Origin of the sequence: Mycobacterium sp., from assembly GCF_965229265.1 — a bacterium.
In the GTDB taxonomy this organism is placed as follows: domain Bacteria; phylum Actinomycetota; class Actinomycetes; order Mycobacteriales; family Mycobacteriaceae; genus Mycobacterium.
In genome coordinates this window covers 786,585-800,407 of sequence record NZ_CBDDIY010000012.1, presented here as the reverse complement: position 1 = coordinate 800,407, position 13,823 = coordinate 786,585, and the positions used below count along the sequence as shown (strand labels likewise).

Genomic DNA, 13,823 nt, shown 5'->3' with positions numbered 1-13,823 from the left:
ACATCGTTACCGTCAGGTGATCGTCAGGCCACCATCGACGGTAATTGTCTGTCCTGTCACATATCCCGCTGCCGGTGATGCCAGCCATACTGCCGTCGCGGCCAGCTCGGCGGGATCACCCATGCGGCCCACCATGATCCGCGGCAGTTGGCTGTCCAGGTAACCGGGCTGGTATTCGTCGGTCATCTCGCTCTTGAAAAACCCGGGTGCCAGCGCGTTGACGCGAATCCCCTTGCGCGGCCCCCACTGCTGGGCCAGATCGCGGGTCAGCCCGATCACGCCGGCCTTGGATGCGCTGTACGCGGCTTGCGGCAAGCCACCCGTGGTGATGCCAAGGACACTGGAAATGTTGATGATCGAGCTGCCCGGCGCCATCACCCGGCCGCACGCCTGCGCCATCCAGTACGAGCCGTTGAGGTTGACATCGATGACCGTGCGGAACTGCTCGGGAGTCTCCCGGGTGGCGGGCACGGCGGTGCCGATCCCGGCATTGTTGATCAGCACGTCCACCCGACCGAACTCGTTGATCGCCGACTCGACCAGCCGCTGGCACTGGTCGGGATCGGCGACGTCGGTCTTGTGGGTGTAGGCCCTGCGGCCGGCCTCCTCGACGAGGGCAGCGGTGCGCGCCAGCTGCTCGACCCGTCGCGCCCCGAGTACCAGGTGGGCGCCGGCCTCGGCGAAGGCCTGGGCGAACGACACGCCCAGACCGGACGAGGCGCCGGTGACGATGACGATCTTGTCGTCGAGCCGGAAGGAATCCAGAACGCTCACAGCGCGCTCCTGAGCACTTGGCGTCCGATCGCGTACTTGTGCACCTCGGTGGGTCCGTCGTAGAGCCGGAAGGCGCGCATGTCGGAGAAGATCATGCCAACCGGGGTTTCGTCGGAAATGCCCATGCCGCCGAGGATCTGCACGCAGCGATCGGCCACCTTGAACAATTCTTCGGACACGTAGGCCTTCACCATCGAACTCTCGTGGCGACCCTTAGCGCCGGTGTCCAGCGTCCAACACGCCCACCAGATCGCGAGCCGGCACTGCTGTAGCGCGATCTCGTTGTCGGCCAACATGAAACTCACACCCTGGTGCTCGCCGAGCGGTTTACCGAAACCGGTGCGGGTGCGGGCATGCTCGATCGCGATCGAGTGGGCACGTGCGGCGGCGCCCAACCACCGCATGCAGTGCGTCAACCGGGCGGGGGTCAGCCGCAGCTGGGCATAGCGCAACGCCTGGCCCACGTCGCCGAGCACCGCCGAGGCCGGTAGGCGCAGGTTATCGAACCGGACGACGCCGTGCCCCTCGACGTAGTTGCGGTCCATGGTGTCCATCACGCGTTCGAGTTCGATTCCCGGTGTCTGGCCGTCGCACAAGAACAGCGTGGGGCCATCCGCGCCATGCGGATTCGGTGCCACGCGCGCCATGATGATCCAGGTGCGGGCACCGTTGGCCCCGGTGATCAGCCACTTGCGGCCGTTGATCACGTAGTCGCTGCCGTCGAAAACCGCTTCGGTGGCAAGTTGATTCGGGTCCGATCCGGCACCGCCCGGTTCGGTCATCGCGAACACCGAGCGCTGCCGGCCGTCGATAACCGGAATCAGGAACTTCTCCACCTGGTCGTCGTTGGCGATCTCGGACAGCACGTACATGTTGCCCTCGTCGGGGGCCGCACAGTTGAGCGCGACCGGACCCAGCGTCGACCAGCCGGCGGCCTCGAACAGCACCGCCTGCTCGCGGTGCGACGGCTCGCGGCCACCGAACTTGCGCGGCGCCTGGAACGTCAGAAGGCCTGCCTCCCTGGCCAGGCCGACGAGTTCGGTGCGCAACTCCTCGTTGGGGCCGTGGCGGGTCAGGCGGGGATCACGTTCGTAGGGAACGATCTTGTCCACCACGAACGCGCGCACCTCGTCGCGCAGGGCGGCCAGGTCGGCGGGGATTTCGAAATCGATCATTGTTGTCCCTCCATCAGCGCCGCAGCGCGTTCGAACAACCGGACGGTTGCGATATGTAGTCGATCGCCAATCTCCTTGGGAGCCAGGCCGGCAGCTGCGCGCGCGTTCGAGCCCTCCAGGATGATGCCGAGCTTGAAACACGCCAGCACGGTGTACCAGTCGATTGCGGACAGGTCCCGATCGGTGTTGCGGGCGTAGCGCTCCACCAGCTCGTCCGGGGTGGCCAGGCCGCCGGCGTCCATCAGCACATTGGTGAGCACCGACTCATTGCCGGGGAGGTACCACGTGGCCAGCATCCACCCGAGATCAAGCAGCGGGTCACCGATGGTGCACATCTCCCAGTCGACGATCGCCACCACCTCAGCTCCGGTGGGGGAGAACATCACGTTGGCGGCGTGGTAGTCACCGTGCATGATCCCGGGCCGCCAGTCGGCGGGCTGGTTCTGCTGCAGCCAGCGCGCGACCGCGTCGACGTCACCGATGTCTGGTCCGGCGTAGCTCTCGAAGCCGCTGTAGGACTCCAGCTCGGAAAGCCAACGTGGCACTTGACGTTCCAGAAATCCTTCGGGCTTGCCGAAGTCGGCCAGCCCGACCGCGACGTGGTCGACGGCACCGAGCTTGGCCACCGCCTCGGCCATCGACAGGCCCATCTCGTGCCGGATGCTCGCGTCACCGGCATGCAGTGCCGGCAGCGTCGCGCCGGCGTTGAAGCCGTCGACCGGCTCCATCAGATAGAACACCGCGTCGCCGAGCACCGAGGTGTCCTCGCAGACTGCGATCAGCCGGGGATGCGGGACGTCGGTGCCGGCGAGTGCGCGCAGCACCCGGGTTTCGCGCAGGATCACCTTGTTGCTCACCGGCCGCAAGTGCCGCGGGCCGCGGCGGAACACGTATTCGCGGCCTGAGCTGGTGAAACGCAGCATCACGTTCTGGGTGCCGCCGGTGATCTCGGAGACGTTCTCGACCGGGCCCTCGCCCAAGCCCTGCTCCGACATCCATGCGGCCACTGAGGTCAGGTCATCCACCCCGGTGAACCTACCGTACGGTTGGTTGAGCCAGCCCCTTCGGCCACGGCAACCGGCTGTCGATGGTGTGGAAGACGCTCCACCCGATCACGGTGCCCAACGCGATCGACAGGATCGCCGCACCGGTGGCACCCAGACTGGCCACCCCGACGTTGCCGCCCGTCGCGGCCTGGGTCACCGATTCGAAGCTCAGTGCGCCCGGTACCAGCGCCCAGAACGCGGCCAGCATCATCACGATCGCCGGTGGCGAGGTCTTGATCCGCGCGGCGAGCATCGCGAATGGCACGGTGAGAAAAGCCCCGATGAAGCCGGAATAGGCCGCCGCCACGAACTTTCCGGCGATGGCCTGGCCTACCAGCGCCACCGCGATCGAAAGGACCAGCCAGACCAGCGAGCCACGCGGAGCCGACAGGTAGACGTAGAGCCCGATCGCCACCACCACGATCGCGACGTACAACGACCAGGAACCCATCTGCGTCGAGGGGGTCTGCGGGTCGACCTCGCCGGCGACGTGTGTGCCCAGGGCGACGCCGAACACCAGCAACGCCAACTGGGCGACCCCGTAGACCAACCGGCTGGTGCCACCGATCAGCTGGGAGCTGGCCAGCTCCATCGCGCCGATCGTCAGTGCCATCCCGGGCAGCATCGCCACCAGCGCGGGCGCGATCACCCGCAGCAGCCCGTCGTTGGCGGTGTCGGCGACGAACCAGGTCGCCAGGATCGTGGTGACCATCGCGGCCAGGGTGGGCAGCACCGGGTTCAGCGACGGGAACGGCCGGCCCACTTGCGCGATGGCCCCGACGATCAGACCCAGGAAGACGTATCCGGGCAGCGATGCCCAGGTGGGATTGATCACCATGCCGAAACCCACTGTGGTGACGGCATATCCGATGGTCGTGGCGATGGGGCCGAACCGTGGGGGCAGGATGCGGGCCTGCTGGATCGACTCGATGGCATCGGCGGGAGTGATCGCCCCGACGGAGGCCAGCGTGGCGATGTCGTCGATGCGACCGGCCATATCCAGTTGCACGGAGTAGGTCGTGGAGGTGTCCACTTCGTAGCCGACGGTACCGACCTGGATCATCAACACAGTCGGAAGGACGACGATGCGCACCGGCTCGGTGGTGTACTGCGCGGCGATCTCGAACAGCCGCGCCGTCACGAGCTGGGTCGGCTGCTCCACCACGAGCAGGGCTATGCCGATCTCGCGCAGCATCGCGGCGACTTCGACCTGGTCGTGGACGTCTGGCGGCCCGAGCGGCTCGGGGGGCGTCTTGCGCAGCGCGTCGAAGATCCGCCTGCGCCGGGCCCGTCTCGTCTCGTTCATACCCGCATCATCGCGAACCGGCCGGGCTGGCTTGCTGGGGGCGGTTCTTCTGCCACGGCCAGTAACCGGTGATCTCCAGTTCCAGCGAGAAACTGAGGAAGGTACGGATCAGCACGATCCCGGCCAGCACGGCCACGCTACGGGCGTCCGGGGTGACCGCGACGGTGCGGATGATGTCGGCGGCCACCAGAAGCTCCAGGCCCAGCAGAATCGAACGGCCGAGTTGCTGGCGAAACGCCTTGTAGGCGTCACCCGTCTTGAGCCGACGGACGACGCCGGCGGCCGACATCAGCGCGCCCAGCGCGATCACCGCGACCCCGACCGCGTCGATCGTCTTGCCCACCGTCTCGATGACCTCGAAGAAGCTCATCGCAGGAATTGTAGGAACGCAAACCCCTAGCGGGCGGGCATTACCGCCGTGGCCGTCGCCGCGCCGTCGACATCGGTGGCCCGCACCGACACCCGCGCACCGTTGTGCAGGGCTTCGGAGGGTTGACGGGTGGTGGTGTCGAGCACGTAGGTCTGGCTGTAGCCGTCCTCGCTGCGGACCGTGATCGACGTCGCCGAGGCGGCGGTGACCTCGCCGGTCTGGGTCAGCTCGGTGGTGAATCCGCCCTCGCCGTCGGAGACGACGTTCTCGCCGTGCACCGTGCGCTCGAATCCGCCGGGCCCACCCCAGCCGGGCGGGCCGCCCATGTTCCCGCCCGTGTCATGGCCACCGCCGGTGCTGGCGTAGACCACGACACCGCCCAGGACCGCCAGTGCGGCGGCGATCCCGACCGCGACCAGCGTCGTGCGGGTCGACCAGGTCGTCGGGTGCTCCGAGGGGGCGCCCCACACCGGTTGATGTTCAGTGCTCATGAAACCCACCGTGTGCGGTCAACCTGGGAGCCCGCTGTGCAACCGATCGGTGCGCTCTATGCGTCTGTTTCACAGCCGGCGCATAGCAAGGCCATAGGAATGGCCCATCGCCGCTCCCATACTGGAGAACATGACCTCTTCAGCGGCCGAACGTGTGGTGATGCGGCGAGCCGACGGAAATCCGATCACGGTTCTGGTCGTCGACGACGAGACCGTGCTCGCCGAGATGGTGTCGATGGCGTTGCGCTATGAGGGCTGGAACATCACCACCGCCGGTGACGGCGCGTCGGCGATCGCATCGGCCCGCAACTCGCGCCCGGATGCGGTGGTGCTCGACGTGATGCTGCCCGACATGAGCGGGCTGGACGTGTTGCGCAAACTACGCGAGCAGAACCCGCAGCTGCCGGTGCTGCTGCTGACCGCCAAGGACGCCGTGGAAGACCGCATCGCCGGGCTGACCGCGGGCGGCGACGACTACGTCACCAAGCCGTTCTCCATCGAGGAGGTGGTGCTGCGGCTGCGGGCGCTGTTGCGCCGCACCGGCGTCACCACCGAGGACAGCGGCGCCCAGATCGTCGTCGGTGACCTGGTCCTCGACGAGGACAGTCATGAGGTCACTCGGGGTGGCGAACCGATCTCGCTGACCTCCACCGAGTTCGAACTGCTGCGTTTCCTGATGCGCAATCCCCGGCGGGTGCTGTCCAAAGCCCAGATCCTGGACCGGGTGTGGAGTTACGACTTCGGCGGCCGGTCCAACATCGTCGAGCTCTACATCTCCTATCTGCGCAAGAAGATCGACAGCGGGCGCGAACCGATGATCCACACATTGCGCGGCGCGGGCTATGTCCTCAAGCCTGCGAGCTAGCACCTGGTCACTGCGCGCGCGGTTGCTCATCGGGCAGGTCTTCCTGCTGGCGGCTGTCTGCGTGGGCATCGGCGCGGTGACCGTGTTCGCGCTGTACCAGTACCTGGTCGGTCAGGTCGACGACCAACTGCGCGACAGCGCACACCGGTCGTCGATCATCTACGGCGAGCCCCCGCCGCCGCCGTTGCCTCCGGCGTTGCGGGGCAACCGGCCGCCGTGGCCGCGGCCCGGCCCTGGCCCGCAGTTCCTCGACGCCCCCGGTCAGCCGATCGGCATGGTCGCCGCGGTGGTCACCGATGGGACGACGACGGACTCCGCTGTCCTCGGCGACGGTGGCGTCCGGGCCGCGATCTCGTCGACCGCCGGGGCCCAGTTGGCCGAGGCCGGTGGCGAACGTCAGCCGGTAACGCGCGAGCTGGACGGCCTGGGCCGCTATCGGGTGGTCGCCGTGCGCAGCCGGGTGACCGGCGACACCCTGGTCATCGGGCTGAGTATGGCCAACGTCGACGCGACGCTGCTGCGGGTGGCGTTGATCTTCGCGGTGGTGACCGCGGCGGCGCTGGCGGTGGCCACCACCGTGGGCATCCTGGTCATCCGCCGGGCGCTGGCACCGCTGACCCGGGTCGCGGCGACCGCGGGGCGGGTGGCGAACCTGCCGCTGGACCGCGGTGAGGTGGCGCTGCCGGTGCGGGTGCCCGAACCCGACGCGAATCCCTATACCGAAGTCGGCCGGCTCGGGTTGGCCCTCAACCGGATGCTCGACCACATCTCGACCGCCCTGTCGACGCGGCAGGCCAGCGAAAGCCGGGTCCGCCAGTTCGTCGCCGACGCCAGCCACGAACTTCGCACACCGCTGGCCGCCATCCGCGGCTACACCGAACTGGCGCAACGGAAACGGGATCAGGTACCCGATGACGTCGCGCACGCGATGGGCCGGGTGGAGTCCGAAGCCGTGCGGATGACCAACCTGGTCGAGGACCTGTTGCTCTTGGCCCGGCTGGACTCGGGACGGCCGCTGGAACGCGAGCCGGTCGACCTGGCGCGGCTGTCGGCCGACGTCGTCAGCGACGCCCACGCCGCGGGACCCGAACACCGGTGGAATCTCGAGGTGCCGCCGGACCCGCTCTATGTTGTCGGCGACGACGCCCGGCTGCACCAAGTGGTGGCCAACCTGCTGGCCAACGCCCGCACCCACACCGCGCCCGGCACCTCGGTGACGCTGTCGGTGCATGCCGAACCGGGCGCCGCGGTGCTTCGGGTGGTCGACGACGGGCCGGGGATCCCGGCCGAACTGCAGTCCGAGGTGTTCGAGCGGTTCGCCCGCGGTGACACGTCGCGGTCCCGCAAGGGCGGCTCGACCGGTCTGGGCCTGGCGATCGCCTCGGCGGTTGTGCGTGCGCACGGCGGCACCATCGAACTGCGCAGCGTGCCCGGCCGCACCGAGTTCACCGTGCGCTTGCCCCGGACGACCGACTCATGATCCGCGCCCGCCAGTACGGCGGGCTGGCCGTTCTGCTGGCCGCCACCGCCGTGTTGTACGTGTGGAATCTGGGCGCCAGCGGGTGGGCCAATCCCTTCTACTCGGCCGCGGCGCAGGCCGGCGCGACGAACTGGACGGCGTGGCTGTTCGGGTCCAGCGACGCGGGCAATGCGATCACCGTCGACAAGACACCCGCCGCGCTGTGGGTGAGCGGATTGTCGGCGCGACTGTTCGGGGTCAATGCGTGGAGCATCCTGGTGCCGCAGGCGCTGGCCGGGGTGGCCGCCGTCGGCGTGCTCTACGCGGCGGTGCGGCGGGTCAGCGGACCGACCGCGGGCCTGTTCGCCGGTGCGATCCTGGCGCTGACTCCGGCGGCCGCGCTGATGTTCCGGTTCAACAACCCCGACGCCCTGCTGGTGCTCGCACTCGTGTTCGCCGCCTACGCCACCCAGCGGGCCCTGGACCGCGACGCCGCGTGGTGGTGGCTGCCGCTGGCCGGGGTCGCGGTCGGCATCGGATTCCTGGCCAAGATGCTGCAGGCCTTCCTGGTGTTGCCCGCGTTGGCGGTGGTGTTCCTGGTCGCCGCCGACCTGCCGTTGTGGGCGAGGCTGCGCCGGCTGCTGGCCGCCGCGGCGGCGCTGATCGTGTCGGCCGGGTGGTATCTGCTGCTGGTCGCGCTGTGGCCGGCGGCCGCGCGGCCCTACATCGGCGGTTCGCAACACAACTCTGTTCTCGAGCTTGCCTTGGGCTACAACGGTTTCGGACGGCTCACCGGCAACGAGACCGGCGGGCTTGGCAATCTCAACCAGGACGCGGGATGGGCGCGGCTTTTCGGCGCACAGATGGGCACGCACATCGCCTGGCTGCTGCCCGCCGCGGTGATCGCGATCGTCGCGGGTCTGTGGATCACCCGCCGGGCGCCGTGCACAGACCTGACCCGGGCGGCACTGCTGCTGTGGGGCGGGTGGCTGGCGGTCACCGCGGTGGTGTTCAGCTACGCCAACGGAATCCTGCACCCGTACTACACCGTGGCACTGGCCCCGGCGGTCGCCGCTGCCCTGGCGATCGGCGCGGCGTTGTTGTGGCGGCGCCGCGCCGACGTTCGGGCCGCGACCACGCTGGCCGGTATGGCCGCCATCACCACCACGCTGGCCTTTGTTCTGCTGCAACGTGATTCGGGATGGTTGCCCTGGATTTCGCTGTCCATCGCGGTCGCCGGCATCGCCTGCGTGGTCCTGCTGCCGGTGGTGGGGCGGCTGCCGCACTTGGTGGCCACCGGGGTGGCTGTGCTGGCGCTGCTGGTCGGGTTGGCCGGGCCGGCCGCCTTCTCGCTGGCCACTGCCGCCGCCCCGCACAGCGGGGCCATACCGTCGGTCGGGCCGTCCGACGGGAGGGGTGGCCCACCGGGCGGCATGTTCGGCGCCCCGCAGCCCGGCCCTGAACTGACCGCGGCGTTACGCCGGAATTCCGACGAATACACTTGGGCCGCTGCGGTTGTCGGGTCCAGCAATGCCGCCGGCTACCAGCTCGCCGCTGGGCTGCCGGTGATGGCGGTGGGTGGTTTCAACGGCACCGACCCGGCACCCACCCTCGAACAATTCCAGGCCTACGTCGCTCAGCGTCGCATTCACTGGTTCGTGCACAGCGACATGCCCGGATCGATGTTCGGTGCCCGGTCCGGCAGTGACGCCGCCAAGCAGATCCAGCAGTGGGTGGCCGGGCATTACCCGTCGCAACGCATCGACGGCAGCACCGTTTACGATCTTTCGGCAGGATCCACAGCCGGCACCGACAACTGATCTAGGCTCATCCCGTGACCAGCGGCCAAGCGCGAAGCCTCTGGTCGTTTCCGGGTTTTCGACGGATGTTCGCCGCCAAGGCGGTATCGGCTGCCGGGTCCTACATGCAACTCGTCGCCGCGACCTGGTACGCCTACCAACTCACCGGCAACGCCGCGTCGGTCGGGGTGCTGTCGGCGTTGGCGCTCGGCCCGTCCATCGTCGGCGGCCCGCTCGGCGGCGCGCTCGTCGACCGATTCGATCCGCGCCGGCTGGCGTTGATGCTGTGCCTGCTTCAGACCGTTCCCTCCGCGGCGATGGCGGCCCTGGACCTGGCGGGCGGGCTGTCGCTGGGTTGGCTCTACGTACTGGTATTCGTCGGTGCGATCCCGTCCAGCCTCAACCAACCGGTCATCACTCTGATGCTGCCCTACACGGTGCCTGCCGAGAGCCGGCAGTCCGCCCTGGCGCTCTCGTCGATGATGTTCAATCTCACCAGGCTCGCCGGGGCGGTCGCCGGCGGTTTCGTGGTGGAAAAACTCGGCGGTGGACCCGCATTCGCCGCCAACGCTGCCTCCTACCTGTTGCTTGCCGCGGTGCTCGCCGTGACCCCGCTGGCGTTTGACGTGTCGCGGGTTCCTCGAGCGGGGCGCTCAGGTGGGATGCTCGATGGCATCAGGGATGCGCGCCGGACGATGCGGGAGAGCGGGATACGCCGGGCCGCCCGGGTCGCCGCCGTCGGGGTGGCGGTGTTCTTCACCTTCGTGGCCCCGGTCGAACAACTCATGCCCACGGTGGTGGAGGAACACGGCATGACGGCGTCGGCTCTCGGCCTGCTGATCGGAGCGATCGGAGTCGGTGCGATGCTGGCCAACCCGATCATCGGCCGGGCCCGTGCTACCGGCGCGCACCGGCGGCGGCTGATGGCCGCGGGCCTGTTCTTGGCCGCGGCTGGGATGGTGGCGTTGGCGCTGGCGCCCTACCACGGCCTGCCCACCGAACTGGCGGGTGCTGCGCTCATCGGATTCGGCTGGGAGTTCGTGTTCGTCGGCGGTCAATCTGTGGTGGCGATCGACGTGCCCGACACCATTCGCGGCCGCGCGATGGGACTGTTCTTCGTCCTGGTCACCGCGACCACCGCCGTCGGTGCGATCGCACTGGGCGAGGCGATCAACCTCTTCGGTGTCATGGCCACCTTCCTGGGCTCCGCCGCGGTGGTCGTGCTGACTGGTGTGGTGCTGATGATCCTCGATGTCACACGGGCCGCACGCCCTCCGTCGCCGGGATTCACAGCCGCCGCATAGCAAGCACCAACTTCACCCTCACTGCGGGCGTCGACGATCAAAGCATGACCATCACCGACGTACCCGTGGCGCGCCGACGCAATGCCGCACTGACCGCCGCGGACCGCGGCGTACCGGTGCTCGACGTCGTCGTACCGGTGTACAACGAGCAGGCTGTGCTGTCGGATTCGATCCACCGGCTGCATCGCTATCTGAGCGAGGACTTCCCGTTGTCCTTCCGCATCACCATCGCCGACAACGCCAGCATCGACGCCACTGCGCGGATCGCCGCCGAACTGGCCGACGAACTGCCCGGGGTGCGGATGGTGCGGCTCGAGCAGAAGGGCCGGGGCCGGGCACTGCACCAGGTGTGGTCGATGTCGGATGCGCCGGTGCTGGCCTACATGGATGTCGACTTGTCTACCGACCTGGCCGCGTTGGCGCCCCTGGTGGCGCCGCTGGTGTCCGGGCATTCCGACCTGGCGATCGGCACCCGGCTGGGGCGCGGTTCCCGGGTGGTGCGCGGTGCCAAGCGGGAGTTCATCTCGCGCTGCTACAACCTGATCCTGCGCTCGACCCTATCGGCGAGGTTCACCGACGCCCAGTGCGGATTCAAGGCGATCCGTGCCGACGTCGCCGCCGAGCTGCTGCCCTACGTCGAGGACACCGGCTGGTTCTTCGACACCGAACTCCTGGTGCTGGCCGAGCGCAGCGGACTGCGCATCCACGAGGTTCCGGTGGACTGGATCGACGACCCCGATAGCCGCGTCGACATCGTCGCCACCGCCATCGCCGACTTGAAGGGAATCGCTCGGTTGCTGAAGGGATTCACCAGCGGGCAGATCCCGGTGCAGGCCATCGGCGCCCAGTTCGGCAACCGGGCTGGCGCACCGAGGTCCCTGCTGAACCAGAGCGTGCGGTTCGCGGCGATCGGAATCGCCTCCACCTTGGCCTATCTGGCGCTGTTCCTGCTGCTGCGTCCGATCGGCGCCCAGGGCGCCAACCTGGTCGCCCTGCTGGTGACGGCCGTCGCCAACACCGCGGCGAACCGGCGCTTCACCTTCGGGGTGCGCGGCCGGGCCAACGTCGCGCGGCATCAGTTCGAGGGTTTCGTCGTCTTCGCCGTCGGCCTGGCACTGACCAGCGGCGCGCTCGCCGTGTTGCACACCCTGGGCGATCCGCCGCGGGTCGTCGAACTGCTGGTGCTGATCGCGGCGAACCTGATGGCGACCGTTGTGCGCTTCGTGCTGCTGCGCGGCTGGGTGTTCCACCCCCGCCGCACCGGCCCGAGCGGCGGGGGAAAGTAATGACCATGCTCGTCGATCACACCGAAAGCCCGGCACCGGCGCACCCGCCGGTGGAGCCGCGAACCGAGCGTCCGAGGTGGGTGCGGCCGGCGCTGGGTGCGCTGTTGGCGATGACCGCCGTGCTCTACCTGTGGGGCCTGGGTGCGGCCGGGTGGGCCAACGAGTACTACGCGGCCGCCGTGCAGGCCGGCACCCAGAGCTGGAAAGCGTTGCTGTTCGGGTCGCTTGACGCCGGCAACGCCATCACGGTGGACAAGCCGCCCGCCGCGCTGTGGGTGATGGCGCTGTCGGGGCGGATCTTCGGGTTCGGCACCCTGTCGATGCTGGTGCCCCAGGCGCTGATGGGGTTGGCCTCGGTCGCTCTGGTCTACGGCGCGGTGCGCCGGGTCAGTGGCTACGGTGCGGGCCTGCTGGCCGGTGCCGTGCTGGCGCTGACGCCCGTGGCGGCGTTGATGTTCCGGTTCAACAACCCCGACGCACTGCTGGTGCTGCTGCTGGTCGCCGCCGGGTACTGCGTGATCCGCGCACTCGACGGCGCGACCACCCGCTGGATCGCGCTGGCCGGCGTCGCGGTTGGCGTCGCGTTCCTGGCCAAGCTGTTGCAGGCCCTGCTGGTCACCCCGGCGCTGGCTCTGGTGGTGCTGGTCGCCGTGCCGGGCAGTGTGTGGCGGCGGTTGCGGGAACTGGCCGTCGGGCTGGTCACGATGATCGTGTCGGCCGGCTGGTATCTGGCCGTGGTCAGCGTGTGGCCCAGCGATTCCCGGCCGTATATCGGCGGCTCCACCGACAACAGCCTGCTGCAACTGGCACTCGGCTACAACGGCCTGGGCCGGGTGTTCGGCGGCGACGGCAACCCGGGCGGGGGCTCGGGCGGCGGTGAGGGGCCGATGGGCGGCTCGCCGATGTTCGGCGGGTCCACCGGCGTCACCCGGCTGTTCGGCGATTCGATGGGTACCGAGATCTCCTGGTTGCTGCCCGCGGCCCTGGTCGGGCTGCTGGCCGGCCTGTGGTTCACCCGGCGTGCACCGCGCACCGACCGCACTCGCGCCACCCTGCTGCTGTGGGGTGGCTGGCTGGTCGTCACCGCCGTGGTGTTCAGTTTTATGAGGGGCATCATGCACCCCTACTACACGGTGGCGTTGGCCCCCGCGATTGCCGCGGTGATCGGTATCTCCACCCGAGAACTGTGGCGCGGCAAGCAGTTTGCCGCGTCCCGGCTGGTCTTGGCTGCCATGCTCATGGCTACCGGGGTGTGGAACTTCATCCTGCTGGACCGTACCCCGGACTGGTTGCCCTGGCTGCGCTGGGCGGTGCTGGCCGGATCGGTGCTGACGGCAGCCGTGCTACTGGCCGGCGGCCACCGCCTGGGCCGGTGGACGGCTGGGCTCGCCGCGGCGGGGCTGCTGTTCGGGTTGGCCGCCACCGGCGCTTATACCGTTGCGACCGTGGCGGTCAGCCACAGCGGCGGGATTCCGACATCCGGACCAAGCCGTGGCGGTGCGGGGTTCGGGCCGGGCGGTCCGGAGGAGTCGCCGTCGGACAACACCGAGCTGAAGGGCATGCTCACCCATGCCGATAACCGTTGGGCAGCAGCTACTGTCGGCTCGCAGACCGCCGGTGGTCTGGAGCTGAGCACCGGCGCGTCGATCATGTCGGTCGGCGGGTTCGGCGGTGGGGACAACTCGCCGACCCTGGAGCAGTTCCAGGCTTATGTCGCCGAGGGGCAGATCCACTACTTCATCGTCGGCAACGGACCCGGCGGTGGACATCACGGACCCGGCGGCGACTCGGGCAGCGGCACCCAGATCACGCAATGGGTCCAGCAGCACTTCACGGCAGAAGACGTCGGCGGGACGGAGGTCTACGACCTGTCCGCGCCGAGGTGATCGCCGGCTGAACGGCGACAGTATTTTTCTGGGCTAACCGCGAGAAAGCCCCCTCCGGCGAG

Annotated in this window: 12 protein-coding genes; 6 read left to right on the top strand and 6 right to left on the bottom strand. The window is 68.8% G+C overall.

The annotated features are described in order from the left end of the window. Positions 1-12: 12 nt before the first annotated feature. From ADBZ9K_RS21630 to ADBZ9K_RS21605, 6 genes are read right to left on the bottom strand one after another with little or no spacing between them, the layout of a single operon-like run. Positions 13-774 (bottom strand): SDR family NAD(P)-dependent oxidoreductase, encoded by a 762-nt coding sequence (locus ADBZ9K_RS21630; RefSeq protein ID WP_526624034.1) that lies wholly within the window; start codon positions 772-774, stop codon positions 13-15. Beyond that, on the bottom strand, positions 771-1,949 hold the full coding sequence (locus ADBZ9K_RS21625; RefSeq protein WP_526624032.1) for an acyl-CoA dehydrogenase family protein: 1,179 nt from the start codon (positions 1,947-1,949) through the stop codon (positions 771-773). The genes ADBZ9K_RS21630 and ADBZ9K_RS21625 overlap by 4 nt, the downstream gene beginning before the upstream one ends. Next, entirely contained in the window at positions 1,946-2,944 is a 999-nt protein-coding gene (locus ADBZ9K_RS21620; protein WP_526624309.1) for a phosphotransferase family protein, read from the bottom strand. Before ADBZ9K_RS21620 ends, ADBZ9K_RS21625 begins: the two co-directional genes overlap by 4 nt. Before the next feature lie 40 nt (positions 2,945-2,984). Then, positions 2,985-4,301, bottom strand: a complete 1,317-nt coding sequence (locus ADBZ9K_RS21615; RefSeq protein WP_526624030.1) for a threonine/serine exporter family protein — start codon at positions 4,299-4,301, stop codon at positions 2,985-2,987. A 7-nt stretch (positions 4,302-4,308) separates the two neighbouring features. After that, on the bottom strand, positions 4,309-4,671 hold the full coding sequence (locus ADBZ9K_RS21610; RefSeq protein WP_526624028.1) for a DUF1622 domain-containing protein: 363 nt from the start codon (positions 4,669-4,671) through the stop codon (positions 4,309-4,311). Positions 4,672-4,697: 26 nt separating this feature from the next. After that, positions 4,698-5,162 carry a hypothetical protein gene (locus ADBZ9K_RS21605; protein ID WP_526624026.1) on the bottom strand — a complete coding sequence of 155 codons (465 nt, stop codon included), beginning with the start codon at positions 5,160-5,162 and terminating at the stop codon, positions 4,698-4,700. Positions 5,163-5,322: 160 nt separating this feature from the next. On the opposite strand from ADBZ9K_RS21605, the gene ADBZ9K_RS21600 reads away from it, so the two are divergent. The 6 genes from ADBZ9K_RS21600 to ADBZ9K_RS21575 are packed head-to-tail and all read left to right on the top strand — an operon-like array spanning position 5,323 to position 13,761. Continuing rightward, positions 5,323-6,027 (top strand): response regulator transcription factor, encoded by a 705-nt coding sequence (locus ADBZ9K_RS21600; protein WP_526624307.1) that lies wholly within the window; start codon positions 5,323-5,325, stop codon positions 6,025-6,027. Further along, complete coding sequence (locus ADBZ9K_RS21595; protein ID WP_526624024.1) at positions 6,005-7,507, top strand: sensor histidine kinase; 1,503 nt, start codon at positions 6,005-6,007, stop codon at positions 7,505-7,507. Before ADBZ9K_RS21600 ends, ADBZ9K_RS21595 begins: the two co-directional genes overlap by 23 nt. After that, positions 7,504-9,306 carry a glycosyltransferase family 39 protein gene (locus ADBZ9K_RS21590; protein WP_526624022.1) on the top strand — a complete coding sequence of 601 codons (1,803 nt, stop codon included), beginning with the start codon at positions 7,504-7,506 and terminating at the stop codon, positions 9,304-9,306. The genes ADBZ9K_RS21595 and ADBZ9K_RS21590 overlap by 4 nt, the downstream gene beginning before the upstream one ends. 14 nt (positions 9,307-9,320) lie before the next feature. Continuing rightward, the gene (locus tag ADBZ9K_RS21585; RefSeq protein WP_526624021.1) at positions 9,321-10,589 is read left to right on the top strand and encodes an MFS transporter; all 1,269 of its coding nucleotides are present in this window, start codon (positions 9,321-9,323) and stop codon (positions 10,587-10,589) included. 44 nt (positions 10,590-10,633) lie between these two features. Beyond that, a complete protein-coding gene (locus ADBZ9K_RS21580) occupies positions 10,634-11,875 on the top strand; it encodes a bifunctional glycosyltransferase family 2/GtrA family protein (protein WP_526624019.1) in 1,242 nt (413 codons plus the stop codon). Then, the gene (locus ADBZ9K_RS21575) at positions 11,875-13,761 is read left to right on the top strand and encodes an ArnT family glycosyltransferase (protein WP_526624017.1); all 1,887 of its coding nucleotides are present in this window, start codon (positions 11,875-11,877) and stop codon (positions 13,759-13,761) included. Before ADBZ9K_RS21580 ends, ADBZ9K_RS21575 begins: the two co-directional genes overlap by 1 nt. Positions 13,762-13,823: the final 62 nt, after the last annotated feature.